The 25,190-nt window shown below is 47.3% G+C and carries 29 protein-coding genes and 2 pseudogenes; 11 read left to right on the forward strand and 20 right to left on the reverse strand.

Annotation, left to right across the window (positions count from 1 at the left end; translation table 11 throughout):
• Positions 1 to 286: 286 nt before the first annotated feature.
• The gene (locus H8B09_RS23360; protein WP_191205989.1) at positions 287 to 1,297 is read right to left on the reverse strand and encodes a sigma-70 family RNA polymerase sigma factor; all 1,011 of its coding nucleotides are present in this window, start codon (positions 1,295 to 1,297) and stop codon (positions 287 to 289) included.
• A 390-nt stretch (positions 1,298 to 1,687) separates the two neighbouring features.
• On the opposite strand from H8B09_RS23360, the gene H8B09_RS23365 reads away from it, so the two are divergent.
• Complete coding sequence (locus H8B09_RS23365) at positions 1,688 to 2,071, forward strand: hypothetical protein (RefSeq protein WP_191205990.1); 384 nt, start codon at positions 1,688 to 1,690, stop codon at positions 2,069 to 2,071.
• Between the two features lie 70 nt (positions 2,072 to 2,141).
• Here H8B09_RS23365 and H8B09_RS23370 read toward each other — a convergent pair whose 3' ends face one another.
• The 5 genes from H8B09_RS23370 to lepB all read right to left on the reverse strand — a co-directional run bounded on the left by H8B09_RS23370 (position 2,142) and on the right by lepB (position 5,322).
• Complete coding sequence (locus tag H8B09_RS23370; RefSeq protein ID WP_191205991.1) at positions 2,142 to 2,480, reverse strand: hypothetical protein; 339 nt, start codon at positions 2,478 to 2,480, stop codon at positions 2,142 to 2,144.
• 341 nt (positions 2,481 to 2,821) lie between these two features.
• Positions 2,822 to 3,349, reverse strand: coding sequence for a hypothetical protein (locus tag H8B09_RS23375; protein WP_191205992.1), 528 nt, complete (start codon positions 3,347 to 3,349; stop codon positions 2,822 to 2,824).
• A gap of 174 nt (positions 3,350 to 3,523) precedes the next feature.
• The gene (locus H8B09_RS23380) at positions 3,524 to 4,051 is read right to left on the reverse strand and encodes a hypothetical protein (protein WP_191205993.1); all 528 of its coding nucleotides are present in this window, start codon (positions 4,049 to 4,051) and stop codon (positions 3,524 to 3,526) included.
• A complete protein-coding gene (locus H8B09_RS23385; RefSeq protein ID WP_191205994.1) occupies positions 4,032 to 4,529 on the reverse strand; it encodes an RNA polymerase sigma factor in 498 nt (165 codons plus the stop codon). The genes H8B09_RS23380 and H8B09_RS23385 overlap by 20 nt, the downstream gene beginning before the upstream one ends.
• 208 nt (positions 4,530 to 4,737) lie before the next feature.
• Positions 4,738 to 5,322: a signal peptidase I gene (gene lepB, locus H8B09_RS23390; protein ID WP_191205995.1), complete on the reverse strand. Its 585-nt coding sequence runs from the start codon at positions 5,320 to 5,322 to the stop codon at positions 4,738 to 4,740.
• 159 nt (positions 5,323 to 5,481) lie between these two features.
• On the opposite strand from lepB, the gene H8B09_RS23395 reads away from it, so the two are divergent.
• A complete protein-coding gene (locus tag H8B09_RS23395) occupies positions 5,482 to 5,817 on the forward strand; it encodes a DUF4275 family protein (protein WP_191205996.1) in 336 nt (111 codons plus the stop codon).
• Positions 5,818 to 5,913: 96 nt separating this feature from the next.
• Here the strand turns inward: H8B09_RS23395 and H8B09_RS23400 are convergent, their stop codons facing one another.
• From H8B09_RS23400 to H8B09_RS23430, 7 genes and pseudogenes are all read right to left on the reverse strand, one after another.
• A complete protein-coding gene (locus H8B09_RS23400) occupies positions 5,914 to 6,309 on the reverse strand; it encodes a hypothetical protein (protein WP_191205997.1) in 396 nt (131 codons plus the stop codon).
• Between the two features lie 183 nt (positions 6,310 to 6,492).
• Positions 6,493 to 6,729: a hypothetical protein gene (locus tag H8B09_RS23405; RefSeq protein WP_191205998.1), complete on the reverse strand. Its 237-nt coding sequence runs from the start codon at positions 6,727 to 6,729 to the stop codon at positions 6,493 to 6,495.
• 14 nt (positions 6,730 to 6,743) lie between these two features.
• Positions 6,744 to 6,890, reverse strand: a complete 147-nt coding sequence (locus H8B09_RS23410; protein ID WP_191205999.1) for a hypothetical protein — start codon at positions 6,888 to 6,890, stop codon at positions 6,744 to 6,746.
• 185 nt (positions 6,891 to 7,075) lie between these two features.
• The gene (locus tag H8B09_RS23415; RefSeq protein ID WP_191206000.1) at positions 7,076 to 7,759 is read right to left on the reverse strand and encodes a hypothetical protein; all 684 of its coding nucleotides are present in this window, start codon (positions 7,757 to 7,759) and stop codon (positions 7,076 to 7,078) included.
• A gap of 54 nt (positions 7,760 to 7,813) precedes the next feature.
• Positions 7,814 to 7,930: pseudogene (locus H8B09_RS30670) on the reverse strand (sigma factor-like helix-turn-helix DNA-binding protein); the annotation flags it as partial.
• A 212-nt stretch (positions 7,931 to 8,142) separates the two neighbouring features.
• Positions 8,143 to 8,913: a carboxymuconolactone decarboxylase family protein gene (locus tag H8B09_RS31085; protein ID WP_191206002.1), complete on the reverse strand. Its 771-nt coding sequence runs from the start codon at positions 8,911 to 8,913 to the stop codon at positions 8,143 to 8,145.
• Between the two features lie 31 nt (positions 8,914 to 8,944).
• A complete protein-coding gene (locus H8B09_RS23430; RefSeq protein WP_191206003.1) occupies positions 8,945 to 9,826 on the reverse strand; it encodes a sigma-70 family RNA polymerase sigma factor in 882 nt (293 codons plus the stop codon).
• Positions 9,827 to 10,054: 228 nt separating this feature from the next.
• Between H8B09_RS23430 and H8B09_RS23435 the strand changes: the two genes are divergently transcribed.
• Positions 10,055 to 10,480 carry a VOC family protein gene (locus tag H8B09_RS23435; RefSeq protein ID WP_191206004.1) on the forward strand — a complete coding sequence of 142 codons (426 nt, stop codon included), beginning with the start codon at positions 10,055 to 10,057 and terminating at the stop codon, positions 10,478 to 10,480.
• Between the two features lie 386 nt (positions 10,481 to 10,866).
• A pseudogene (locus H8B09_RS23440) lies at positions 10,867 to 11,138 on the forward strand (transposase); the annotation flags it as partial.
• Positions 11,139 to 11,266: 128 nt separating this feature from the next.
• Here the strand turns inward: H8B09_RS23440 and H8B09_RS23445 are convergent.
• A complete protein-coding gene (locus tag H8B09_RS23445) occupies positions 11,267 to 11,905 on the reverse strand; it encodes an FMN-binding negative transcriptional regulator (RefSeq protein ID WP_191206005.1) in 639 nt (212 codons plus the stop codon).
• Positions 11,906 to 12,066: 161 nt separating this feature from the next.
• Positions 12,067 to 12,237, reverse strand: coding sequence for a sigma factor (locus tag H8B09_RS23450; RefSeq protein WP_397376091.1), 171 nt, complete (start codon positions 12,235 to 12,237; stop codon positions 12,067 to 12,069).
• A gap of 228 nt (positions 12,238 to 12,465) precedes the next feature.
• On the opposite strand from H8B09_RS23450, the gene H8B09_RS23455 reads away from it, so the two are divergent.
• Genes H8B09_RS23455 through H8B09_RS30690 form a run of 3 tightly spaced genes read left to right on the forward strand, consistent with a single transcriptional unit; the run spans position 12,466 to position 13,328 of the window.
• Positions 12,466 to 12,891, forward strand: a complete 426-nt coding sequence (locus tag H8B09_RS23455) for a VOC family protein (RefSeq protein ID WP_191206006.1) — start codon at positions 12,466 to 12,468, stop codon at positions 12,889 to 12,891.
• Between the two features lie 48 nt (positions 12,892 to 12,939).
• Positions 12,940 to 13,077: a hypothetical protein gene (locus H8B09_RS30685; protein WP_224753909.1), complete on the forward strand. Its 138-nt coding sequence runs from the start codon at positions 12,940 to 12,942 to the stop codon at positions 13,075 to 13,077.
• A complete protein-coding gene (locus tag H8B09_RS30690) occupies positions 13,074 to 13,328 on the forward strand; it encodes a hypothetical protein (protein ID WP_224753910.1) in 255 nt (84 codons plus the stop codon). Before H8B09_RS30685 ends, H8B09_RS30690 begins: the two co-directional genes overlap by 4 nt.
• A 608-nt stretch (positions 13,329 to 13,936) precedes the next feature.
• On the opposite strand, the gene H8B09_RS23465 is transcribed toward H8B09_RS30690, so the two are convergent.
• The 4 genes from H8B09_RS23465 to H8B09_RS23480 all read right to left on the reverse strand — a co-directional run bounded on the left by H8B09_RS23465 (position 13,937) and on the right by H8B09_RS23480 (position 21,306).
• A complete protein-coding gene (locus H8B09_RS23465) occupies positions 13,937 to 15,250 on the reverse strand; it encodes an ABC transporter substrate-binding protein (RefSeq protein WP_191206007.1) in 1,314 nt (437 codons plus the stop codon).
• 13 nt (positions 15,251 to 15,263) lie between these two features.
• The gene (locus H8B09_RS23470) at positions 15,264 to 16,787 is read right to left on the reverse strand and encodes a response regulator transcription factor (protein ID WP_191206008.1); all 1,524 of its coding nucleotides are present in this window, start codon (positions 16,785 to 16,787) and stop codon (positions 15,264 to 15,266) included.
• A gap of 5 nt (positions 16,788 to 16,792) precedes the next feature.
• Positions 16,793 to 18,565, reverse strand: coding sequence for a sensor histidine kinase (locus tag H8B09_RS23475; protein ID WP_191206009.1), 1,773 nt, complete (start codon positions 18,563 to 18,565; stop codon positions 16,793 to 16,795).
• A 185-nt stretch (positions 18,566 to 18,750) separates the two neighbouring features.
• Positions 18,751 to 21,306 (reverse strand): beta-glucosidase, encoded by a 2,556-nt coding sequence (locus H8B09_RS23480; protein WP_191206010.1) that lies wholly within the window; start codon positions 21,304 to 21,306, stop codon positions 18,751 to 18,753.
• 160 nt (positions 21,307 to 21,466) lie between these two features.
• Between H8B09_RS23480 and H8B09_RS23485 the strand changes: the two genes are divergently transcribed.
• From H8B09_RS23485 to H8B09_RS23495, 3 genes are all read left to right on the forward strand, one after another.
• On the forward strand, positions 21,467 to 22,459 hold the full coding sequence (locus H8B09_RS23485) for an AraC family transcriptional regulator (RefSeq protein ID WP_191206011.1): 993 nt from the start codon (positions 21,467 to 21,469) through the stop codon (positions 22,457 to 22,459).
• A 21-nt stretch (positions 22,460 to 22,480) separates the two neighbouring features.
• Positions 22,481 to 23,065 (forward strand): YdeI/OmpD-associated family protein, encoded by a 585-nt coding sequence (locus H8B09_RS23490; RefSeq protein WP_191206012.1) that lies wholly within the window; start codon positions 22,481 to 22,483, stop codon positions 23,063 to 23,065.
• Positions 23,066 to 23,147: 82 nt separating this feature from the next.
• Positions 23,148 to 23,549 carry a VOC family protein gene (locus tag H8B09_RS23495; RefSeq protein ID WP_191206013.1) on the forward strand — a complete coding sequence of 134 codons (402 nt, stop codon included), beginning with the start codon at positions 23,148 to 23,150 and terminating at the stop codon, positions 23,547 to 23,549.
• Between the two features lie 76 nt (positions 23,550 to 23,625).
• Here the strand turns inward: H8B09_RS23495 and H8B09_RS23500 are convergent, their stop codons facing one another.
• The gene (locus tag H8B09_RS23500) at positions 23,626 to 24,027 is read right to left on the reverse strand and encodes a hypothetical protein (protein ID WP_191206014.1); all 402 of its coding nucleotides are present in this window, start codon (positions 24,025 to 24,027) and stop codon (positions 23,626 to 23,628) included.
• Between the two features lie 150 nt (positions 24,028 to 24,177).
• Here H8B09_RS23500 and H8B09_RS23505 point away from each other — a divergent pair, with 150 nt between their 5' ends.
• Positions 24,178 to 25,161, forward strand: a complete 984-nt coding sequence (locus H8B09_RS23505; RefSeq protein WP_191206015.1) for an aldo/keto reductase — start codon at positions 24,178 to 24,180, stop codon at positions 25,159 to 25,161.
• Positions 25,162 to 25,190 lie beyond the last annotated feature (29 nt).

Here is a 25,190-nt window from a genome sequence, read left to right on the forward strand (position 1 = left end):
TAAGAGTTCGAGGAGCTCGGAAATTTTCAGTGGGTAGATACAAGCCGATTAAAGAATCTTCATAATAATCCCTGAACATTGAGCTTCGCTCATCCAGCATCAAAACTTCATATCCCCCATTCCCGCCATGCTATCGTATCTCGGCCAAGGTTGATGCAAGCACAGAAAGAGCCTGCCACCTTTCGCGGTGACAGGCTCTTTCTCTTCCGCGTTTTCAACAAACGGTCATGGCCGGCCTGGGCTTCTAAAAGATAAGATGGAAACAGCTGCCACCTTATCGCATTTATTATTGCGGTTGATTACCGCCTTTATTATAGCTTTCCAGCAGCACGTCTATTGAGACCCCATTGATTGTCAAGCCAGCAATTTCGCAATCCCGTATGTCTACATTGGAGAGGTTGCAATTCAGGAAGACTGTACCGCTTAGGTCGCAACGTTCAAACGTATTAGCCTTGCCTTGCAAAGTAATATCGTGGAAATGAGCGCCTCCCATTTCACAGTTGGATACCTCGATTTCCCATAAACCAACCTCGTCGAATTTCGCTAGGTGCATGTTGATATCATGGAAGACGGCTTTGCTCATGTTGATATTATCAAATTTAGAGCTTTCCAGATTGATGTTATTGAAGTTTGCTTTGGACATGTCGATGTCGTCAAAACCGCTTTCTCCCATTATGACGCGACGGAATTGAGATTCGGACATTCTTTCGTCTTGAAAGACCTTCTTCTTAAATTCTTCATTTAATTTGTTTTGGTTGAGATTTTCATTCACCATGCTCAGCATCTCCTTCTTTAATAGCGTTCTTGACCTGCGGAGTCTGCTCTCCACTGCATCGACTGAAATGCCAAGGAAATCGCCAATTTCCCTTGCCTTGTAATCATCGATGTAATAAAGAACTGTGACGATACGGTTTCTCTCGGATAAGGTGTTTAGCGCACTCCAAACCTCATTGCGGAACTCTTTCCTCAACAACGCATCTTCGGCTGTCTCTAATAGAGGTGCATCGATTGTTTCTGCGAGTTCGTAACGTTTGTTCGATCGGAACCAATCGATGCATTCCCTGGCGGTCACAGCATATAGCCAGCTTCCTAATTTCTCAGCTTCTTGCAAATGGTTCAATTTCCTAAAGGTCTTAACGAAGACCTCCTGCGCAACATCCTGCGCCGTGTGATAATCGCCAAGCTTGCTGTATGCCACTCCGTACACTGCATTGGCATACTTCTCGATGAGTTCGCTGAACGCTTCGATGTCGCCGTTTCTCACCCTAGCCAGCAATTCTGAATCCGAGCTAGTCACATTTGCCCTCCTTTCGATCAATCTCATTACATAGACGGAAGAAGGTAGAAGAAACCGTCTTTGTTTATTAATCTTTTTGTTGAAGCTATTGAATATTGAAAGCTTTAAGCTAATTCTACACAACTAAGGCTGCCATTTGGCAGCTTTAGAGGAACAGTAGAAACAATCGATCTTATTCCAGCTGTCTTTGCCATTTTAGATTTAGAAATCAAATGGTTGTTATGTAAATAAATGCATCTTTTGGAACAATGGCTATATGAACTAAAATGAAAGCGTATTCATAAAACGTAAGGAATGGAGGTTTATTTAAAGAAATTAACTACGCAATGGAGCACTAACAGCAGGTACGATGTTCTATTGTTTAAACAATTTACAAGAGGAGGATTTATGATGAAGAAGAAATTGGGATTTCTATTTGCAATGTGTTTGACTCTTATATTGGTGCTTCCTGCCTCCGTGTTCGCTGCTACGGTCGATGTTAATTTATACGATTCATTCGACGGCAAGAAGCTGACACTCAGCCTATATGCATACGATGAAACCCACCAGCCTTCATCCGAGGCTCCGACTGTTGTCAAAGCGACTTTGATGAGCGGGACGCCAGGTTATTATGTATATCAAACGGTCTATCTTACATTAACGTCCTCTAATCCGAGTCAAGGACTATATGTGTATACATCCAATACACTGCCTTCGGGATGGACAGTCATCGAAATTACAGCTAGCTTCAGTATGGTCTACGTTGGCAAATCGGCCAATTATCAGATCATTTAGTTGGTTTAAACGTAATTAAGCAGGAGGAGGCGTCCAGCCTCCTTCCTCTCCCCTTTTGCTTCCCAATAAATTATTCGACCTCCCGTTGCTCTTTCCCCATAAGAATTCCCGCCAACAGATAACATAATGAAGCAGCTATAAACAGCTTGAATATACTAGGCGTCATAGCCATGTAGAGGCTTAGAGGCAACGACCAAATAAATGCGAGGAAAAGGATGAAACGTTTCTTAATAATCGTGCCTATTCCTGCAACAAATGCCGGTGCTGCAAGAAATGCTCCCGTTCTTATCAGGACATCATTGCTCGGCGCAGCAGAATGATATGGATTATGGAAAATTAAAATGAACCATAACGCTACTGTTCCTAGTGATGAAAGGATACCAAAATATTTCCAGATTGGTATTTCCACAGCTACTGGCCTCCAAAGTAAATTCCATTATCTTATTTGTTCTGGTGATATTCGTTTTCGTGCATCTTTATATCTTTATTGCGATCACTCTTTAAGTGTATCGAGAACGCTAATAAGGACCCGAATATCCACGCAGGTAATGAATAAAAGCATATAACCTTCAGATCATTCTCAAAGTCGCTAGGTGGATTAACTGCAGGGATGAAGCCAACCACAACAATCCATATGATGCCCATTAACCCTTGGACTATTTTTATATATCGCCATGTTAATAAAGGGATTACGAAAAATAGGATTGCTAATAGACTATTCAGCAAATTATCGTCTCCATTCGTTCGAGCTCATTTAACTTCTATAACAAATACGGACGATGTATCCCCTTTAGAATATTTACCATCAGCAGTTGTCCAGTATGCCGAAATACCGTAGTAGTAAATACCTTGTTCCTTCGGAGCAATAAATGAACCATTGTTAAAAGGAATTTGAGTCGACTTATATTCATCACCAAATTGCTGAATGCTCAACGTATTAGGTTTCGGCTTGTAAGAAAACGAAACTTTGATGGCTGCTCCAGGGTTAACCGGGGTGGGAGAAACCCCTTGCAGCTGAGATTTTCCGCCTGCATAATCTGCACACCCCAAGTTGCTCCAGCAATAACTGCTTTGTATAACCGGGATTTGTATTTGCTCCGAAGTGACCTTGGGAAGCGGCGGGGCTTTTTTGCTAATAGGTATGCCAGCTTTCTTTGCATAGCCTTCAAACCTTGTATTGGATAGCACATCTCCCACAGTAGGGGTTAAATAAACGATGCCCACTAGTAAAGCTATCAATGCCATGAAAGCTATAAACAATCCCTTTTTAAGACTCATTCCAAGCCCCCTTGATCTTCTTGCAGTCGTTTCCATCATCGACGTGTCGTATAGTGAATTTGTTTCAAATTTCGTTATAATTGCCCATTAATTGAAAAAGAGCGGAGTTCATCTCTGAACTCCGCTCTTGAAGGAATGAATCCTCCATCATGTCTCCAACCGATATGCTTGTTTTTATTGCTGCGGAGCCATGTTGTTGTAAATGTTCGTCGCGTTGACCTTACCCGTGCTGAGGTCGTCGGTCGTGAAGCCGGATACGATGTTCCCGACCTTGAATTCCTTCTGCAGCAGCTCTTCGGATGGAGCGGCTGCCGTCGCGCCGTCGATGCCCATCTTCGTCTCTGGCGTCACGGTGACCCATAGATCGCCAACCTTGAAGCTCTTGCCGTCCGCACTCACTTCGGAGATGATGCCGTCAATGTTGACCGCCACCTTGCCCATGGTCGGCGGCTTCGTCGTCTCGGTAACCCCAGGCGGAGACGAAGGCGTCGACGCCGGGGAGTCCTGATTGAGTGTGATAAGACCCACCGCTAACACCGCGCACGCTGCAACGCCAACCGTCCAACCCATTACTTTTCTCTTCTTCGCCAATTCCATATTCATCGTCCCCTTATGATTGATCAATTTGTTATAGGTCGCTTCTTGAAAATCCTCGCTCGTCTTCAAATGGGACATTGCGGACTTATAAACAGACTTCTTCATCCTCCATGCCTCCAATCTTCTCCTTCAGAATTGCGCGCCCTCTCGCCATCCATGTCCCCACCGTAGCTGGTTTGGCGTCAAGGATCGTCGCGATCTCCTGGATGGAATACCCTTCATAATAGTGCAGATGAATCGGAATCCGATATTTCTTGTCTAAGGCCAGCACGGCCTGCAGAACGTCGCTCTCTTCCTTAGGAAGGTAGCTCAGGTCTTCGGGAACCGGGTTGCGGCTGCGGAACCAACCGGTCTTCAGCATATTTTTGCTTTTATTAATTGTCGCTCGGATAAGCCAAGCTTTCTCATGTTCGTCATTATCGAATACGGGGTGTCTCTGCAGATAGGCGAGAAAGACATCCTGCGCGACTTCTTCCGCGTCCGCCGTGTTCTTCAAGTACGTGAAGGCAACCCTGATCAAGCTTTGCGAATAAAGATCCAAGGCCCGTCGCACAGATTCATTGAGCTCGAATGAATTGTACACCTCAGCACCTCCTTTCACCTTCAATACAACTGAGTGCCCGATTATTTTTCACAAGTGCAAATTTTTTTGATAAAAATATTCTCTTCAAGGCTCTAGACGAGCCGCAGCGTACAAAGGGATGCAGCCTTCGGGCAAGCAAAAAATCCCGCCTCATAATGAGACGGGATACTTGGCATACAAATATACAGTTTAATGACGGCTCGTGCTCCTAATAACCGATTACTTTACCCAAGATTTCGTCTCTAGAATAAGGTCCATATTGCTGGCTGTCGTTGAAACCCCTCCAACGAATATCCGCCAAAATAAAAAATTCATTATCATGTAACGTCAATGGTTTCTCCAACGAATCATTCTTATCCATTGAAGTATCATTGCCATAAAACGCATCTAAGCTTTTCCCATTGATGTAGACCTGACCCTTCTTTACATTAACCGTTTCACCAGGGAGACCTACAACTCTTGCGATATCCGTATCTTGATGCTCCGTCGTTTCTTTGATTCTAAACCATACAATATCGCCTCGGGAAATCATGTTGGTCTTATAGTAATTCTTATCAACCAATACTTCATGACCGATGCTGAAGGGGTGGCGTCCATTGTCATAACCAAGGTCTGCCAACATTCCGTCCGTTTGAACTTTTACTTTAGTTAGGGATGGATCCGGAGACGGAATCGGTTTTATTGTCATTTCTGTGGCTGTATCTTTAATTGTTTCGGAGCAACCCGTTAGAAACAACGTCACTATCATAGTTGAAACAGCTACCAAGATAACAAGGTTCACTCTCGCGTTCATATGCATTCCCCCGCTCCTTAGTTGAAGTATTCGAGAAGTGATCAAGAAGTAATCGGAACCATCCTGCCTGTTGGCATGATAAGAACAACTCCTAGGCATCAGTGAGTACCGTTTAAGTTATATTTCTATTTAAGAGTAATTTCTGGGGGAGAAATCGTAATGGTGATATCTGAACGTCTTAAGAAAAAAATGTGTGTGCTGGAGATTCCAATTTGGGGTGGCTATCTGTGGCATTTATTTAGTTATAACAGGAAAGAGTATCTTGAAAAAAGTGCTGCAATACATGCATTCGTTAAACAACCTAAAGGTACTTGTTTTCTATTTTATCAACATTCGAACTATGCTCTACGACTTGAAAACGCAGACAAATTGACCATTCAGGATTTACATGACCAATCAGATGTTTATGTCGTATCAGTGGATTTTAGTTGGACATTTGTTGTGACGCATGAAAAAGACTGGCTTGGACCTTATTTTAGTCGTCTAACCATTTAAAATAGGTAAACATAGTCACCAATATGATTGACTGCATAATTCTTCATCAATCGTCTCCTCGTTAGCATATTCCTCTAGTAAGTTGACCTAACGACTTTATTGATCAGGATTCAAGTGAAGTGGTGATATTTTTAATGATGGTTTCTCCATTGCGCCCCAATCTGGCGGAGCAGTAAAGAAAGTCTTAAGTCGATCGAAGATTCGTTCTCGCTCTTTGAACCTATAAGTACGCTCTTTAATCTCAAAGCAGAGGAGGAGCGCAATATCTAATGGCTGATGTGCCTCATGATATGAAAATTCGCTCACGATTGTTTCTTCGTTGATTCCTCCCGGATCTCTAAGTTCCTCGTCTTCATTGATCTCCCAGTTTGCAAATGCTTCATCACGGAGCTGAATGTGTTGTTCAAATAATTTCTTTGCTTCGTTCATATGAGAAACGAATCTAGTCGGATCAAATAATAATGAAAAATAACCCATTAACTCTTCGAACATTCCTCGCTCCGTGAGACCAATTTCTATTCTGGTAAAACCATGTGTTATGCCCGGCTTTACCTCTTCCATATAGGAGTAGTTGAAACGAGCTAAGTTTGCAGCATAAGAAACCCTGTCCGTACGATAGTTGTAGAATGAACTGCACAGCAACCAGACTAGGGGTGGATAAATCCACCAAAAATATTAATTATGGTCGCGATATAAATTACGATTGGCCGTCCCAAGCAGCTCAAAATAATCTGCCAGTTTACCGAGTTCGCCATTCTCATATAACGGACCTAGTAATCCTCGAAACTCATAAAGTCCGAAATCAAAGTGGTTGTCGATTGGATATCCTTCGTTCAGATCTTCGCGATTCCTTTCCTCGGTTCGCTCGACCATCTGCTTTAACCCTTCATAAAACAATAATCGATCATTCACCCGTATATACGCTCCTATTCCTTATCTTTTTGATTTTTAATCAAAATATCAAGCCTTGCAATAATACGTTCATTGCTTTCCAAATTCCTCTTCAGCTTCCCATCGATATTGAGTATAGCTAGAACGATTACTACAAAGCCGATGATAATAACGATCTCCATGAAATCCCTCCCAATTATTCCTCTGTACAAGACTCTCATGGTGTATAAAATTGTCAAATGTTTCCTAACCTATTAAACGTTATAAATTAGTTGAAGTTGCGCTAAACGGTCCGTTGAGAAAACGGCAGCCGATCGTTGGCCGGCTGCCGTTTTCTGGATTGATCTATAGTCTCCCGCTAGTTCAATCAATCATTCGATCTCACCCATACACGAAGCGGACCTACAGTTGTCCATCCCGATTGAAGTGCTGCGGTAAGATCAGTACCTCGTTCGTATCCCACCATAGGTAATCCTGGAAAATCCAATGAGACTATCTTATAAATGTCAGACCACAGATTATCGCTGTTACCACTTGAAAATACGTTGGATATCCCTACGGCATTTGCACCTAAGTTAGCTATAAATCCTGCCACTTCACCCTTTTTCTTATTTGAATAGATTTTTACATCACGGCACTCTAAAAGTTCAGGTCTAATCACATTTTCGGAACCATGGACGGAAGTCCAATCTGCTAAGTCATTTTCTGTTGTGACATGGCACCATTCCGTTTGAACGGACTCCAAGTTAGCCACAGGTGCATGATAAATCCATTCGGCTGTAAATAACATTTCAAAATCAAACGGTGACATATCGAGATTAGCAAAACTATCTTTGATGGAGGATACTACTTCTTTATTGCCCATGATGTCAATTACCTCATCAACAGTTACATGCCTGCTTGATGTAATCATGTCCGGGTAATACGTCGGCGCTTTCGAAGTTGTCCTCCAAATATGTTTTCTTGAGGTTGCAGTAATACCGTGCGTCTCGCATACGATTCCACACCAAACGATATTATTTAATACAGCTCTATCAACCTTATCACTCATGATTGATTCCCCCTGCCTTTATGAAATTCGCAACATTTACCCAATATTATTATTCCCCAATTCCTTCGCGATCTCCCACTGCGTCCGTTCCTCCCCGCCGTCGATCAGCCCGAACCGGCCGACGACGACCTCCTTCTCCCGATCATCCAATATATCAAGGTTCTTGTAGATCGGTATTATCGAACTTTTGACGTTATGGACACGATACGATGTTTGCATTTTGTGTTGATTGTTCGATTAATTTCAATCAGACACTATATTTAGAATAATGCATGAGTAAAAACATGCTCATACCATCTTATAGTGTTGTACCCGGCCACTTTCCGGTCTGCTCGGATCATGAGTTCAGGACTCGTTTCCATGACTATTCATGGCTCGGTGGGTTAATGCGATAAGAAGATCTCTTTTGCAACTTTTATCGCATTCAATACTTTTGGGAATCCCGTGTACGGGGAGCATTGTAACAAGGCCTCAATGACTTCTTGTCTCGTTAAACCTACATGAATTGCAGCATTGAGATGTACGTGCAACTGAGGCTCGCATCCACCTTGAGCAGTTAAGGCTCCTAATGTTACAAGTTGACGTAGTTTGGGACTTAATCCTGAGCGGCTGTAGATTTCACCGAATGTAAATTCGATGATTTGTTCAGCTAATAGAGGGGCAATATCAGCAAGTGAATCAGCAACATCTTCGCCGTGTTTCCCGTCAATTTCCTGAAGTTTTGCCAAACCCCTTTGTTGTCTTTCTCCAACATTTTGTAATAGCTCGTCCTCGATGTTTACTTCGATATGTTGTTCAGCAAAAAGTTGTTTTGCGACGTTAATAGCATTTAAAGCACGCGGAAAACCACAAAACGGAATGCAATGGGTGGAAATTTCTATCATTTCGTTTGGCGTAATCCCAACTTTCAAGCCGAAGTTCATATGCCATTTGAGTTGATTTGGCGTATCACCTAACGAAATTAACGCAGCGATCACGATCATTTCCCTCTGTTGATAGGTTAATACGGGACGACTGAAAAGTTGCCCGAAAACTTCAATAATATATCTACTGATGTGAGGGGATACATCACTTAAATGATCAATGACGCTCTGGATGCCTGCTTCATCCGTTTCTTGAAATAATTTTTTTCCGATTGCATAGGATGAGTTCATTGTACAGCTACCTCCAGTTATAGTTTTCTGCCTATTCGTTGTTCAAGACTGCCAAGTTGAGCTCGCGAATGCGCGCCTGATCAGCGATCATTTCGATCTCAGTAATTTTGCCATCTACAGCTGTAATTTCGAGTACGAAGAGAGGTAGACCGCGGGGAGCTACGACGACGCCTACAGATCCGTTCACGAGCACCGGGCGCGCACCTTGAGCACGACCAGCGAATTGCTTGGCCACGGCTTGCGAACCGTGAACAATCGGCGAATGGGCAACCGGTGCAAATGCAGTGTCGTTTCGTAGTATGACATTGGGATCTAAGACCCTGAGAAGTTGTTCAAAATCCCCGTTGCGTGATGCAGCAAGGAACGCCTCAACAAGCTCTCGTTTAGGTTTGAGATCCGCTTTTTCCGAAGTCGACTCGGCACCTTGAACCCGGCGACGTGCGCGGCTCGCAAGCTGTCTTGTTGCGGCCTCGTTACGCTCTATAATTGGTGCTATCTCCGAAAAAGACAAAGCGAATACATCATGCAGCACAAATGCAATTCGTTCAGCTGGATTTAAATTCCCAAGCACTACAAGCATTGCAATACCGACAGAATCAGCCAACAGCGCTTCGTGCTCAGGATCGCTCCTGTCTTGGCTGCTATTCGCCGGCTCAGGTACACTCTCGATCGTCAGGTCTTCGCGCCGCGTTTTGCGGGATCGAAGCATATCAAGACAAACCCTCGAGGTAATCGTTGTCATCCATCCGCCTATATTTTCGACTCCACTTGTATCTGTGCGGCTAAGACGTATCCATGACTCTTGTACAGCATCATCCGCTTCACCCAGAGATCCGAGCATCCGGTAAGCCACCGCTTGCAAGTGATTCCGATGCGTCTCAAATTGTTCCGCAAGCCAGTTTTGATTGTTCATGCGCTACATTCCTTCCTTTATTTTTTACTTATATGTCGTACGAAACTAAGTAAATGTGACGGGAATGTTCAACAATTTTTATCTTGAGTTCTCATCCCTAAAAAATTTTCATCGATTTGGTCACGTTTCCGTGCGCACTTACGACATAGTTAGTGACAAGGGAAAACGGTCAATATGTATGGAGACCAAGTGTTCCCAAAAAAACTTTTAAACTAAGGAGCGATTATTATGAGTACGAATTTGATCCCTTTTCTTGAAATGAACGGAAGCGCTAATGAGGCCATTGCTTTATATGAGAAAGCACTGGATGCAAAGGTTGTTTATAAGCTGAGACTTGGAGATGTGCCGAAAAATCCGGAATCCCCGTTGCCGCCAGAGAAAGAAGATTTGATTTCTTATGCTATCTTGAAAATCGGAGATGCAGAGCTTCAAATTTCCGACCTTGTTACCGGTAGCAACTACCATAAGGGAACACAAATAACCCTAGTTGTTCAAACCCCCGATAAAGACAAAGCTGTACAATATTTCGAGGCACTAAAAGAAGGCGGTCAAGTAAACGAGCCGCTGCAAGCAAGTTTCTTCAGCCCCGCTTACGGCAATGTAACGGACAAATTCGGCGTTACGTTCCGGATTCTCACAAAAGGGCGCCAGTAATTTTAAGCTGATCTAGTGGCTTTCTATTCGCAATGTCTTCCGAAAGGACCATTGGGAGGGTAAGTTGATCCATGGCGGAAAAATTCCCCTTTCTGTTGGTGTTTGGGTTTTGAACTATCGTATCCGTCGTATTATGAGTTCAGCCAGTTTTTACTGGTTGAACTCTTTTTCTTTAAGGAGTTTAGTACGGGTAGCCGGGATAGAGCAATCGTACCCGCGGGAGATATTGTTCCTATTCGCGGCTGCAGCTACAATAGCTTTGGCCTTTTCGCTGGCTCAGTTCTCGGAACGTTTAGGGCGGAGGTATGCGATTCTGTGTCCGTAAGTTTCGTTAATCCAGCTTTATGTGCAGTTTTGGACGCTGGGAATTCCGTTAAGACCGACAAGGAGACCACGGACGGTTTAATCACGCCAAGAAGTTAGTCGCTTTTGCGGGTGTTGATCCAGGTGTATTTTCATCTGGAAGTTTACAGCGACTACTAACCGGATCACAAAGCGTGGCTCTAAGCAACTGAGGCATATCCTGTATCTTGCGGTTTAATGCAGGTTGAGGAATTCCCGGAATAAAAAGCGTGAAGAAGGAAAACCGTACCGAGTAGCCATTGCAGCCTGTATAAACAAGCTTCTACACTGGATCTACGCCCTATTAACAAAGAAAGAACTTAGCGAGACACGAGGTCTTTCTCTCAAGATGCGCCTGTCCTTAAGTTATAACTTCGAGCAATACGCCGAAAATCTCTCCTGGTATCGTGGGTCGTTTCTAAGATAATGCGAACCCACAATGATCTAATTCGGCTTTTCCTCAACCTTTAATATATTCTCTTCTATTAATTTCGCTATTTCCAAAGAATGATATTTATCACTAGAAGCTAAACCTTTAACAAGATTCTGCTGTCTTTGTATCGAATGATTCTGACTCAACTTCCATTTACCTTCTAGCCTGTTCAATTTAATCTCAAAAGCAACCAATCCGTTCATCAATCCATCAATAAACTTATCATCAAAGCTGACTAACCAAGGATTTGGCAGCGGCGATTCAAAAAAGTTAACGGTATTGCTTATTATTTTTTCGACTTCATCTCTGTCATCAATTACCTTAAATTCCCCGTACGCATGAACAGCTACATAGTTCCACGTAGGTGCAATTCGGGGTTCCTCATACCATGATGGAGAAATATAAGCATGCGGACCAGAAAAAACAACAAGGACTTCTTTATTGTCTAGATCCCTCCAATGAGGATTAGCTCTCGCCATATGGCTAATCAGAACACCTTTATCGTATTTTTTCTCATCAATTAAAAAAGGTAAATGTGTTGCAAAAGGATTGTTCTTATGATGAGAAAATAGAATCCCAAAACTATTATCCTTGATAAAATTCACAATTTTTGTTTTATCATCAACCTCAAAAGCTTTAGGAATGTACATGGATTTTCCTCCTCCGCTTTCTGCTAAACCCTCATTTTGCAAAACTTCGTGATCAAGCATTTTTTTCGTGTCTTTTCGGTTTGTCATCCAGTGCCAGTTTTAGTTTATAGAAAAAATGAATGGGCAACATTCATTCCCTCCCTCGAGATAATCGTTGTCATTCATCCATCCATATTTTCGACTCCACTTGTATCTGTGCGGCTAAGACGTATCCACGACTCTTGTACAGCATCATCCGCTTCACCCAGAGATCCGAGCATCCGGTAAGCCACCGCTTGCAAGTGATTCCGATGCGTCTCAAATTGTTCCGCAAGCCAGTTTTGATTGTTCATGCGCTACATTCCTTCCTCTATTTTTTACTTATATGTCGTACGAAACTAAGTAAATGTGACGGGAATGTTCAACAATTTTTATCTTGAGTTCTCATCCCTAAAAAATTTTCATCGATTTGGTCACGTTTCCGTGCGCACTTACGACATAGTTAGTGACAAGGGGAAACGGTCAATATGTATGGAGACCAAGTGTTCCCAAAAAAACTTTTAAACTAAGGAGCGATTATTATGAGTACGAATTTGATCCCTTTTCTTGAAATGAACGGAAGCGCTAATGAGGCCATTGCTTTATATGAGAAAGCACTGGATGCAAAGGTTGTTTATAAGCTGAGACTTGGAGATGTGCCGAAAAATCCGGAATCCCCGTTGCCGCCAGAGAAAGAAGATTTGATTTCTTATGCTGTCTTGAAAATCGGAGATGCAGAGCTTCAAATTTCCGACCTTGTTACCGGTAGCAACTACCATAAGGGAACACAAATAACCCTAGTTGTTCAAACCCCCGATAAAGACAAAGCTGTACAATATTTCGAGGCACTAAAAGAAGGCGGTCAAGTAAACGAGCCGCTGCAAGCAAGTTTCTTCAGCCCCGCTTACGGCAATGTAACGGACAAATTCGGCGTTACGTTCCGGATTCTCACAAAAGGGCGCCAGTAATTTTAAGCTGATCTAGCGGCTCTCTATTCGCATTTAGCTGGGCAGGCAATGCTGCAAAAACTGCAGCGAAAAAAGCTGAAATCACTGAAAACGGCAAGCTCGCCGAACTTCTCGCGCTCGCTGACGGGCAAGAATATCAAATCAATTACGTCCTCGACGGCAAGGCGTGGCGCGGCTTTGGCGTGATGGGTGCCTATGACGCGGAAGGCGCGCTCGTCCTCGACTTCCTCGCTGGGGACTACATCGTGGTGCCTGGTACAAGCGCTGACCAAGACTGCCTTGCTGACGAAATAACAGGGAAAGTGTTCGGTGGCCTGCTCCAAGAAATCTCAGACTATAAATACGTTGGACCTGGTAACTCCACCTTCGTCAAAGCAGCTGAATACGGTACATTCTACGGCGAAATGTGGCTTCGTGCGAAGAAAGTAGCAGGCTAATCGCAGTCACAGTAGCACCCTCATGGCAATTTACAGCATTGGACATAAAACGGTATATATAGGAGGAAATGTGGTCGGTCGGGTAGGGCACCCGATGATATTGCCAAGGCCATCGCCTATCTGGTCGACAATACCTTTGTAACCGGAACGGTTCTCGAAGCGGACGGCGGCTTGCGGCTGAAATAAATCGATCTGTGGATCGAAGAACATGAATGTCTTCCCTGCGTCATTTTCATAGAAGGATTTTTACGAAAGCCAGGCTCGCCCGCATACCAAATGCTGTCCTTATCTGGGTCGTTATCTGAGACAATTAGAATCTCTTGTTTATTCGGAAGCCTTAGCAGTACCGGTCCCAACCACCATACAATCTCACAATCGAGATACTTTACGTACCAGTCGACGGCTTGCTGCTGATCTGAAACAGGGATTGCGATGTCAAGCCGCGTTACCATAGTTCCGGTTTTTCCATAGGAATCTTCCCCTTGGTATTTGGTATATGTTACAACCTCTCTTCAGTTAGTAAAAAAATCCCGCCTCATATATTAAGACGGGATTTGCGCGGCTAACACGATGTCCTTCCATAAACTTCTGCGCGTTCTCACTATCTGTTACTGCTGTTTATCCAGCGCAGCCTGCAAATCTTGCATATACATCTGCGGTGTATAATCGCTGCTGGAGATGAGCAGCTGCGCATTGTTCCAAGCGACCGTCTGCGTCTCCGCATCGAACAACGCTTCAAACCATAACGCGCCGTTGCGGACATGGTCGATCGTCTGCTGCGCCATCTGCGTCAGCATCGGAATATCGGATGGCATGTGCTGCACATTAAAGCCGGTGATGACACCGTTCTCCGCCATTGCTTTGTCCCCATAGCCGGTGAATACCGCCTGTAGCCATTCCTTCATCGTATCGTCGTATGCAGCAGCCGATAGGGAAGTCGTCAAACCCGCATTCATAAGCCAATCGTCTCGAGTTCCTTTCCCTTCAGGAACAAGCGGTATGTTAAACAATCCAATCGCATCGGTGCCGATGTGGTTCTTGTCCGGATTATTGAAATCCCGAACACTCCAGCTGCCCGTGTAGAACATGGCTGCTTTCCCTTTCAGGAACAACGCCGACGCTTCATCCATCTCGATCCGGTTCACGTTCTTCCCGAAGTAGCCTTGCAGCGCCATCCGCTGTACAATCGCAGCCGCTTCAACAAAGCCTTGATCGGTCACTTTGATCTCCTTGCGATCGACCTTCTGCATGACATCGTAGCCGTATTTGCGGATGACATAACCGTTAATGAGACGGGTAATCGGCCATTTCTGCGCGCCTGACAGCGCGAACGGCTGAATGCCATTGCTCTGGAACACTTCAGCGGCATGCATGAGATCGTCCCATGTCTCGGGCTCCGATAATCCGTACCGAGCGAACAGGTCCTTGTTGTACCAGAAGCCTTCAATATTAATCTCGAGCGGCAGCGCGTACAGCCCTTTGCCCCGCACCATCGACTTGAGCAGTTTAACGGCAGCCGGATTCAGTTCATTCTGAAGCCCGATCTCGTTGAACAGCTTCTCAATGTCGAGAATGAGATCATTATCGGCCAGCTGTTCGAGCGGTCTGCCCGATTCGTAGGAGAAGATTTCCGGGAGATCGTTGCTGGCGGCTAGCAGCTGTATCTTTTGCACAAGATCCGATGTATTCACGTTCTCGAACTCATACTTCACCGTTGGATGCTGCTTCTCGTAGGCGCGCGCCTGCACACTGATAATTCTCGGCTGCTGCTCCTCTAGATCCGATGACACATAATGAATCGTACGCTCCGGATTCGAAATCATATTCTGCTCGTCCGACATATAAGAGCTGCCGCCGCCGCAGGATGCGAGTAGCAGACAGCAAGCCATCGTCAGGCATAATGCCGCAGCGCGTCTCAGCATGGCGGATCACCTCCTATTGTTCGCTGCTTGATGGATCTTGGGTATCATGAAGCTTCGTCATGCCATGACCTTCACGGTATTGACTTGGTGTGACGCCCGTATATTTCTTGAATTGCTCGGTAAAATGCCGATAGTTAAAATACCCGACCTTCTTGCTCACATCATTGACCAACATGCCCTTAAGCAGCAGCATCTTCGCTTGTTCCATGCGCAGCTTGGTCACGTATTTGATATAGGAGATGCCGACTCTTTCTTTGAAAAGAAGGCTTAGATAAGTGGCGTTCATGCCCACATGCTCCGCCACCTCCTGCAGCGTGCAGGACAGCGAATAGTTCTGATCGATGAAGGCGAGCGCCTTCTCCACCGCATTGTGGCTCGTGGCATGCTTCTCTTCCCGCATAAAATTGTGCAGCATCTCCATCTGCTCCTGCAGCCATTCAAACATCCGATCCCGCGACGACATCTCGCCAAGCTCGCGATACGAGACGTTCGCCTGCTGCTTCGCGTCCCAGCCGGATTCCTTCGCCACCTGATAGCCGATGTAAGCCAGCTTCAGCACTTCCTGCTCGACCTGTTCGGGGCTAAGCCGCTGAACCTCCATCTCATGCTTGTACTGATCCAGCTGCCGCAGCAGCCCCTCCTTGTTCCCTGTCCGCATACAGAAAACAATCTCTTCTTCCTTGTCGGTCAGCCCGCTAGGCAGATGCTCTTCGACAGGCACGAACCTTGTCCAGCCTTTCTCCTCGAGGAAAACCGCATAACGCAGCGCACGAATCGCTTCCTTGTAGCTAAGCCCCGCTTCCGCGGCACTGGTATAGGTCTGCCCCGAACCAATTGTCAGATGTGTCTGCAAGGAGAAGAGCGTCAGATACTCCCACAGTTCATCGGCCGGCAGCTCGAAATGCACAGCGAACGTGATCCATTCTTTGCCGTAAGGAAAGGAGATGATCCGGTACGATGGATGCTCATCCAGCCGTTCGCCGCGGCCCGTCGCTGCAAGTACCGTCACACCGGCCAATCGGTCCGCATCGGCCTCCCCGAAAGCAGCCCGCCATGCGGGGACGGCATCCGCCCCAAGCAGCAGCAAATCAAGCGTCGCCTTCTCGAGCAGCGCATCCTTATTCGCTTCCAGCTGAGTCCGCATCTGGACATGCTCCTGCTGATGGCCGATCCGCGCGATCGTCCGCTGGAGCGCTTCGTCGATTTTCTCAAGCGTAATCGGCTTGTCCAAATAATCGATCACGCCCAGCTTCAGCGCCGTGCGGATATATTCGAATTCATTGAAGCCGCTGAATACGATGCATGCGGTATCCGGCTTCTCCTTCATGATCTGTTCAATCAGTTCCAGCCCGGTCAAACCAGGCATTCGAATGTCCGTCATGACGATATCCGGCTGCAGTTCGCGCACCATCTGTCTGGCCGTCAGGCCATCCGCGGCGGTGCCAACAAGCTGGATGCCGTACTTGGACCAATCCACCATCATTTGAAGACCTTGCGTCACTATATATTCATCGTCGAATATAACGGCCTTTAGCATGGCACTCAAACCTCTCTGATTTCATTCGGCCGGAAACGTATCTCGACCGTTGTCCCTCTGCCCAGCCTACTACTTACGAGAAGCGAGCTTCGATGTCCGTAATAAAGCATGATACGGTCCTTCACATTCGTTAGGCCGTATCCCTTCTCCGTTACGCTTGTATCCGCCATGCCGACACCGTCATCTTCAACGGTGAAGATCGCGGTGCCGTCTTCCATTCTGCCCGTTAGTCGGATCGTGCCTTCGCCAAGCTTCGGCTCCAAGCCGTGGTAGATCGCGTTCTCTACCAGCGGCTGAAGAATGAGCTTCAAGATTTCAAGGCTCATCAGCTCCTGATCGACATCGACGATATAGCGGAACCGAGACTTATAGCGCAGGTTCTGGATCGTCATATAATGCTCGATATGCTCCAGCTCTCGGAACACAGGAATCGTTTCCTTGCCTTTGTTCAGGCTGATTTTGAAGCTTTCGGATAAAGCGACGGTCATCTTCGCGATATCGGCGTTATTTTGCAAAATAGCCATCCAATAGATCGAATCCAATGTGTTGTATAGAAAATGCGGCTTAATCTGCGCCTGCAGCGTTCGAAGCTCCGCCTCCCGCTCCTTCAGCTGCGAGTGAATCAGCCGCTCGTTCAGCAGCTTATTCTCGGACGAGATTTTGCGGAAAGTCTCGCCAATCGCGCCAACCTCGTCTTCCTCGAACGAAGTCCCCTGCGTAGAGGTGCCGGAGCCTTTGGACCAGTCGACCATCATTTTCTTCAATTGAAGAAGCGGCCTTGTAATACTGCCTGATACAAACAGCGACAACACGATTGCAACCAAAGCGATAAAAGCGGCAATAAGCATCGTAACCGTCGTAATCCGGTTGGAGTCCTGCAGCAGCACCTTCGCCTTGACGATATGAAGGAACGTCCAATCCGTCGTGGAATTACGATAACCGACCGTGAGATAGCCGTGCTCATGAAGATTGTTAAGCACTGCCGCTTCGTTATCATCCCAATTGATCAGACTTGAGATCGATGTGTTCTGCGCATAGACGCTGCGCGTCACATTGCTTGTCGTATCCAGCACAATAAACCCGCTGTCCTCTTCATCGTTCATCGCCTGCTTGAATATCGTGCTCTTGAGATTGATGACCAACAACCCGATCGGACGGAAATTCGTCGGATCGCGAAGCAGCTTCACGCTGGAGAAGGAGCCGCTCGGGTTACGAGATGAACCAGATTGAAGCACATTATAGCTGAAAAAGACCTCTCGGCCGTTCGCAGATGCGGCGCGCTTGTACCAGTCCGTCTGCCCGATCATCGATCGGCTGGGCTCATCCTCATAGATGCCGGCATTGGCATCTATGCTGCCGTAGCAGACCGAGTGATAGCCGCGATCGAACAAACAAATCGAGTCGATATGGCGCGTATCGATCAGATTGCGCACGACCAAATTCTGCAGACGATTCGCCGTCCGTAGATCCAGTACATGCCCGCCAGGCAGTGCGCTTGCCTTGAGTTCCTCGCGGAGTTGATCGTTCGCTAATATTAACCGATGCATATTAATGACATTGCGGAATAACAGGTCGGCAACCTCGCTGGCCGTCTTCAAGTTATGCTCGTTGTTGTCCAGATGGTTGTGAACGATCGTATCCTTCGAAATATTGACCGAAATCGCGCCGAGAATAAGAAGCGGCGGGACAGACAACAGCACAACAGCGAGCAGGATTCTTGTACGAAGCCTGCGGGGACGAGCCTGCTTGAGAAGCGATAGTAAGGAAAATGGACGCATCCAACTTAAGCTCCTATGGCCGTTTAAGCCCGTAATAGGGTTGTTTCATCCATTGTAAACGAATACATGAGGTTTATCACGGCGCACTTTTTTTGGGTAGGATGTCTGTTTTTTTTGGATCAAGGTGAATATGAAAAATCAAAGACCATCTGCAGGAGATGATCTTTGATCTGGATAGACGCATGCTATACGCGAAGTGCTGACGTGTTCGCTAAGCCGTGCAGTATGCTCTCGCATTGCTCGACCGCTGCAGTAAGTTCTCGGGATGGTACCACTGACGCTTCTAAGACGATTCGAGTTGACGATTCGCCTATAGCAACGGTGAACGCTCCTTCTGGCACCTCCCATCTGCTGCGAACCGTATTCCATATGCTGAATGACCGCGGCGTGAGCAGCATAACCGCTCTTATGGTGCTGCCAGCTGGGATTTCAAGCTTTGCATAGTTCTTCAATTGAAGCGGAGGCTCGCTGGCCGCACTCGGGTAACTGATGTACAGCTGTGGAACCGCTTGGCCATCGCGTTCGCCGACATTGGTTATGTTGAATGAAACCTTGAAGCAAGGGAGTTCATCGTTTGTCACTTGTTCGGTCTCGACAGCATCATAACGGAATGCGGTATAGCTTAAACCGTGTCCGAATGGGAACAGTGGCTGTTCCTCATTAGCTGTGAACCAGCGATAGCCGACTTGCAGCTTCTCGGAATAGACCGTATCGAGCCCGATGCCCGGGTATTGCCCCTTGCTGCTAAGTGGTCCTTGCTCTAGCGACTTCGGGAAAGTCATTGGCAAACGGCCAGACGGATTCGTATCGCCGAACAATACCTTAGCAATGGCTTCCCCGCCCCGCTGGCCGGGGTACCAAGCTTGGACTACTGCCGCGACTTGATCCAGCCAAGGCATCGTAACAGGTCCGCCGGTGTTGAGCACGACGATCGTATTCGGATTCACTGCTGCAACAGCGGCAATGAGCTGATTTTGTACCCCTGGCAGGGACATATCCGGCTTGTCAAAGTTCTCCGTCATATAGTCGTTCACGAATACAATAGCGGTGTCGGCAGCACTTGCGGTCTGAACCGCCTCTTCTATTAGTTGAGCATCGGTTCCTGCATACCATTCCAACTCGATAGACGGCAGAGATGCGGCTTCCCCATTAACAGCCTTATAATGCACTTCGATGGGAACGCTTATACCGGATTCCAGCCTCTTCCTTCCGATTGAATAGAGGGACTGAAACGCCCAGTTGTCGATAATCAGCTCGCCGTCCAGGTAGAGACGCGTTCCGCCAGAGGCCGGAAGATAGAATGTGTATTCCTCGCTTTCTGTAGGCGTAAGTGTACCCGTCCACTTCGCTGATGCGGTATGCGGTACACCGTCGAACTGCCAGTTCAAGCGGAGGTTTGGCATCGATTGCGTATGGACAGGATCCCCACTCAAGTCCGATGATGCATAGGACGACATGAGCAGCCCAGTTGGGAACGCTTCGGGCGGGATCGTTAGCCCTGCATTCGGCGATGGATAGATGAAGGAAGGCCCGACAGGGATTGGCGCCGTTCCTGGCGCATAGTTCACTTGCGCGTTCAGACCGCTGACGCGGTGCTCAATAGCCGCCAGCGGCGTGACGCCGCTAGCGTTCGGGACATGGGCGCTGCCGCCGCCGGATGCAATGAGGTTCTCGGCAGCTTGTCCGATGACGGCGATTGAACCGCCTACTGGTGATAGAGGCAGAATATTGTTGTTATTTTGCAACAAGACGATGGTTTCCTCTGCAAGATGCAGCGATTCTTCATCATGCTTGGTGTAGACGGTGTCGAGTTGGTCTCGACCAGTTGATGCTGGAGTAGATACTGATGCTAATGCCTCATGCTGCTCCCGGTCGAAGAGACCGAAGCTGAGCATTTGGCGAAGAATCCGCCCGGCACTGTCATCAATCATCACCATCGGCACTTGGCCATCTTCGACAGCTTGCTTCAGCGGCTCGCCGTAGAACCGTTTGTGCGGAATCGTCAGTTCATAGTCGAGACCGGCGCAGATAGACGGAACTGTGCTTTGTGTCGCTAGAAAGTCCGAGACGACGAAGCCGTCGAACTGCCAATTGTCTTTCAGCACCTGACGCAGCAAAGAAGCATTCTCGGAGCCGTATGTCCCATTAATTCGATTGTAGGACGACATGATGGAGGCGACATCGCCCTCTCTTACAGCGGCCTCGAAAGCTGGCAGGTAAATTTCTCTCAGCGTCCGTTCATCGATGATGCTGTTCTGAGAGAGTCGGTCGATCTCCTGATTATTCGCTGCGTAATGCTTCACACATGCCATCACGCCTTGCTCCTGGATCCCTTGTATGACCGCCGTTCCCGTCGCTGCCGACAGCAGCGGATCTTCGCCATAACCTTCGAAGGTCCGACCGTTCAGCGGCGTTCGGGCCATATTGACGGTTGGCCCGAGCAGCAGCGAGGTTCCCCTCTCCTGTGCGTCCTTGCCAATGACCTCCCCATATAGGTGGGCAGCTTCTCTATTGAATGAAGCACCCAGTGCGATTGGCGCCGGAAGCTGCGTGCCAACCTGCTCGTGCGGACCTGTAACGCCGCCTGGTCCATCGTTCAGCTTTAATGTTGGGATACCCAGCTTCTCGTCTGGCGTCCCGCCATTCATTAAGGCGAGCTTGTCATCGAGCGTCATCGCTGCAAGCAGCTCCTTCACCCGCTGTTCTGTCGTAAGCAATCGATTCATCCAAAGCTTCATCATCTGCTCATCCTCTCTGTGTTTCCTCTATTGGCCATTCTTCATTTGCATGAGCTGCCGGAATTGCGATATCCTTATTGTGACGCTTTCTACAAGACGTAACAATTCTGTATTTACGGGTATCATTCTCCGATTTACAGATGATGTGCAGAGGAGCATTACGATGAATCACAGCGAGCTCGATCGCTATCTGAGAGCGATGAATGAGACCGAAGCGAAGCAGCTTATGCTGAAACACAATGTCAACGATATTGCATCCGCCCCGCGCCGACATGAGGAAGGTCCCTTCCGCATGCCGGACTCGCCCTTCTTCACAGACGGGCCGATCCATATCCGCAAACATAATCGTTTCGCGCCGATGCCGCTCCACTATCATGATTTTATCGAGCTGAATTATATCTACTCGGGAACATGCAGGCAGACGATTAATGGCGAGGAGGTCGTGCTGCGGGAAGGTCAAGTGTGCCTGCTCGATTCGGATGTGGTACATGGCATAGTGGCCATGGGCGATAACGATATCTTAATCAACATCATTATGAAGAAAGAGACGTTCACCTCTTCGTTCTTGAGCCGATTCAGCTCACAGGGGATCGTCTCGGATTTTCTCGCCAATGCGATTACCGAGAATACGAATCATAACCGCTATATTGTGTTTGAATGCGGGGACCATGGAGAACTGCATTGGTTCATGAGGAGCCTCATGTGCGAAGCATTCGGGGATCGAGCTTATTCGAAGGAAATGATCTACAACTACATCATGTTGATCTTCACCGAGTTGATGCGTGTGTATACGGTACGTACTAATAGTGCTGGAGACCATGCGGAGGCTCGGGCAGATCTCATTCAAGTGCTGGACTATATTGAGCGTAACTATCGGGATTGCACGCTGACTTCGTTGTCTCGGGCGTTCAATTTTAACGCCAACTATCTCGGGAATCTGCTGAAGAAACGGACCGGCAAAACGTTCATCGAGCTGGTCAAGACGCAGCGTCTTATCCAAGCAGCGGGATTGCTCGCTAATACCAATCGTGCGATCGAGGATATTGCGGAGTCGGTCGGCTATAGCAGCCTCGGCTTCTTCTACCGCATCTTCGCCGAGCAGTATGGTGCGACACCGATGGCTTATCGGAATGAGAAACGAAGTGGGGTTCGTTAAATAATAAGGAGGGATAATAAGATGAAAGCAAAGGCGAGCGAATTGCCAATCGTATTGTTCGAGAACCAACAGGTGTTTGAAGAGTGGCTTGCGGAAAACCACGATAAGTCGCCGGGTGTTCGGATGCAGATTGCGAAGAAAAATTCGGGTATTTCCTCTGCGTCCTATGCTGAAGCACTTGATGTTGCATTATGCTACGGCTGGATTGATAGCCAGAAAGAATCACTGGATGAAGGATCGTATCTTCAGCGATTTACGCCGCGCGGGCCGAAGAGCATCTGGTCGAAGGTAAACGTGGACAAGGTCGAGCTGCTTATCGCGGATGGCAGAATGAAGCCGCCTGGCCTCGAGGCAATCGAGAAGGCCAAGCAGAACGGGCTGTGGGATAAAGCTTATGCGTCGCAAAGCAATGCCACGATGCCTGAGGATCTAGCGGCCGCATTGGAGCAGAATGCGAAGGCGAAAGCATTTTACGAGACGCTGAATAAACAGAACAAATTTGCGATCCTATTCCGCATTCATAATGTGAAGAAAGAAGAAACGCGCAAGAAGAAGATCGTGCAGTTCGTGGAGATGCTGGAGAAGGGCGAGAAGCTTATTCCTTAGGAATGTCTATAAGATTCGCTTCTGCTGTGAGAAGTATCGTATAGTAGGAGTAGTTGAAAATATGTTCCAGGAGGCTAAAGCCATGGCACAGGATATCTGGATTAACCTGCCAGTCACAGATGTTGAGAAGTCGACTTCCTTCTTCAATGCGATTGGATTCCAAGCGGCGAACGTTGGCAGCGAAAGAGCCAAGCTTACGATAGGTCAAACAACGATTCTGCTGTTCCCGGATGCGGCATTCGAGAAATTCACAGGTTCCAAGATCGCAGATACTTCCCGCAGCACAGAAGTCATTTTCTCCATTGGCGCCGACAGCAGAGAAGAAGTAGACGCCTTTATTCGCAAAGTAGAGTTAGCCGGAGGAAGCATCTTCGGCAAGCCGAGCGAAACGGACGGCTGGATGTACGGCGCAGGCTTTGCCGACTTGGATGGTTACCGCTGGAACCTGCTGTACATGGATGAGAGCAAAATGCCAAAACGGTAATAGAGATACGCCGGTCACCTGTTTAAGGTTACCGGCTTTTGTGTACTTCTCCGTTAACGAACTCCACGGCAAAGACTCAACCCTCGATTAAACCCAAGTATCTAACTTCTTTGCCATTTAGTTTTACGATTAATACTGGCCCGCTTTTCTTAATCGGCTCAAAAATTTCTACTCCTACAGGAAGTTTCGTCGCCATTTCGTCTTCAAATTTCGGACCATCTTTATATTGTTGTGTAATCATTCCAACCTTCTCTCCAGCTGTTAATTCTTCTTGTTGTACCCATCCAATGTTGCTTGCATTGTTGTAAATAACACCTTTGTATTGAAAAATGTCTGCATTCGGATCTTGAGCGATCATTTCCTGTGCTGTCGGATTATGGGTAGACTCCGTTATTGAATTCTCAGAATTAACGACTGTCGATTGATTACATCCCGTAAGCAGCAATAAAGTGATTAACAATGAAATAATAATCTTCATCCACATACTCCCCCTTCATAAATATACCAACGCTCAATCTGCTTGATTTGTTCCAGATTAAGCGTTACCAATTCATGCATGGCGCTCCCTAACCTACGTTTGCTACAATGTAAGGGTTGGAGAATGATTGCTCAATAGGAGGAAACGCATATGAACAAACGTCCGCTCGGCAGAACGGGCCTGCAGGTCAGTGAAGTCAGCTTTGGCACATGGGCGATCGGGGGCTCATGGGGACAGACGAATGAAGCCGAATCGCTTCGAGCGTTGGACAAAGCGATGGATGAAGGCGTTAACTTTTTCGATACAGCCGACGTTTATGGCGATGGCCGAAGCGAGCGGCTGCTTGCCCGCGCCACCAAAGGCAAGGAAGACCAAATTCACATCGCGACGAAGTTTTGCCGCCAAGGGGATATCTTCGCCCCGGAAACCTATTCGGAGCAGCGCGTCCGTCAGTGGTGCGAAGACAGCTTGAAACGGCTGGAGCGCGATACGATTGATATGTATCAGGTACACTGCGCGCCTTTTGAGATTTTGAAGCAGGGCGCTGTCTTCGAGGTGCTGGACAAGCTGAAGCAGGAAGGCAAAATCCGCGCCTACGGCGTCAGTGTAGAAACAGTCGAGGAAGGATTGTTCTGTCTGGAGCAGTCCGGTGTGGACGCATTGCAGATCATTTTCAACATCTTCCGGCAGAAGCCAATCGCGGAACTCCTTCCACGTGCGGCGGAGCGCAATGTCGGGCTGCTCGTTCGACTGCCGCTCGCAAGCGGCCTGTTGACGGGCAAGTTTACGACAGATTCGACATTCGAATCGGAAGATCACCGGAACTTCAACCGCGATGGTGCTGCATTTAACGTGGGCGAGACATTCGCGGGACTTCCATTCGCCAAAGGCGTTGAGCTTGCTTCCCAGCTTGGCTGGATCGCGGAAGGCCGCGGCAATATGACGCGCGCCGCTCTCCGCTGGCTGCTGGATTTCAAGGAAATCACCTGCGTAATCCCAGGCTTCAAGAACGTTCGCCAGGTCGAGGACAACCTCGGCGTGCTAGACGCGAAGCCGTTCAGCGCGGAAGAACAAGATCGGCTGCGGAAGTTTTATGACGAGCAGATCCACGAACATATTCGCGGCGCTTATTAAACGGGAAAGGGAGCCTTCGGGCTCCCTTT

It is taken from the genome of Paenibacillus terricola (assembly GCF_014779765.1).
Lineage (GTDB): Bacteria > Bacillota > Bacilli > Paenibacillales > Paenibacillaceae > Paenibacillus_T > Paenibacillus_T terricola.

Coding starts and splice junctions, on each gene's coding strand:
- H8B09_RS23400 (WP_191205997.1), bottom strand. CDS start 6,309: ATGTTCGAAGAGTTAATGGGTTATTTTTCATTATTATTTGATCCGACT.
- H8B09_RS23365 (WP_191205990.1), top strand. CDS start 1,688: ATGAAGAAGAAATTGGGATTTCTATTTGCAATGTGTTTGACTCTTATA.
- H8B09_RS23415 (WP_191206000.1), bottom strand. CDS start 7,759: ATGAGTGATAAGGTTGATAGAGCTGTATTAAATAATATCGTTTGGTGT.
- lepB (WP_191205995.1), bottom strand. CDS start 5,322: ATGAACGCGAGAGTGAACCTTGTTATCTTGGTAGCTGTTTCAACTATG.
- H8B09_RS23485 (WP_191206011.1), top strand. CDS start 21,467: ATGAATCACAGCGAGCTCGATCGCTATCTGAGAGCGATGAATGAGACC.
- H8B09_RS23465 (WP_191206007.1), bottom strand. CDS start 15,250: ATGCTGAGACGCGCTGCGGCATTATGCCTGACGATGGCTTGCTGTCTG.
- H8B09_RS30685 (WP_224753909.1), top strand. CDS start 12,940: ATGCTGCAAAAACTGCAGCGAAAAAAGCTGAAATCACTGAAAACGGCA.
- H8B09_RS23455 (WP_191206006.1), top strand. CDS start 12,466: ATGAGTACGAATTTGATCCCTTTTCTTGAAATGAACGGAAGCGCTAAT.
- H8B09_RS23410 (WP_191205999.1), bottom strand. CDS start 6,890: ATGGAGATCGTTATTATCATCGGCTTTGTAGTAATCGTTCTAGCTATA.
- H8B09_RS23445 (WP_191206005.1), bottom strand. CDS start 11,905: ATGTACATTCCTAAAGCTTTTGAGGTTGATGATAAAACAAAAATTGTG.
- H8B09_RS23395 (WP_191205996.1), top strand. CDS start 5,482: ATGGTGATATCTGAACGTCTTAAGAAAAAAATGTGTGTGCTGGAGATT.
- H8B09_RS31085 (WP_191206002.1), bottom strand. CDS start 8,913: ATGAACTCATCCTATGCAATCGGAAAAAAATTATTTCAAGAAACGGAT.
- H8B09_RS23505 (WP_191206015.1), top strand. CDS start 24,178: ATGAACAAACGTCCGCTCGGCAGAACGGGCCTGCAGGTCAGTGAAGTC.
- H8B09_RS23475 (WP_191206009.1), bottom strand. CDS start 18,565: ATGCGTCCATTTTCCTTACTATCGCTTCTCAAGCAGGCTCGTCCCCGC.
- H8B09_RS23435 (WP_191206004.1), top strand. CDS start 10,055: ATGAGTACGAATTTGATCCCTTTTCTTGAAATGAACGGAAGCGCTAAT.
- H8B09_RS23375 (WP_191205992.1), bottom strand. CDS start 3,349: ATGAGTCTTAAAAAGGGATTGTTTATAGCTTTCATGGCATTGATAGCT.
- H8B09_RS23500 (WP_191206014.1), bottom strand. CDS start 24,027: ATGAAGATTATTATTTCATTGTTAATCACTTTATTGCTGCTTACGGGA.
- H8B09_RS23480 (WP_191206010.1), bottom strand. CDS start 21,306: ATGATGAAGCTTTGGATGAATCGATTGCTTACGACAGAACAGCGGGTG.
- H8B09_RS23450 (WP_397376091.1), bottom strand. CDS start 12,237: ATGAACAATCAAAACTGGCTTGCGGAACAATTTGAGACGCATCGGAAT.
- H8B09_RS23490 (WP_191206012.1), top strand. CDS start 22,481: ATGAAAGCAAAGGCGAGCGAATTGCCAATCGTATTGTTCGAGAACCAA.
- H8B09_RS23495 (WP_191206013.1), top strand. CDS start 23,148: ATGGCACAGGATATCTGGATTAACCTGCCAGTCACAGATGTTGAGAAG.
- H8B09_RS23430 (WP_191206003.1), bottom strand. CDS start 9,826: ATGAACAATCAAAACTGGCTTGCGGAACAATTTGAGACGCATCGGAAT.
- H8B09_RS23380 (WP_191205993.1), bottom strand. CDS start 4,051: ATGAAGAAGTCTGTTTATAAGTCCGCAATGTCCCATTTGAAGACGAGC.
- H8B09_RS23470 (WP_191206008.1), bottom strand. CDS start 16,787: ATGCTAAAGGCCGTTATATTCGACGATGAATATATAGTGACGCAAGGT.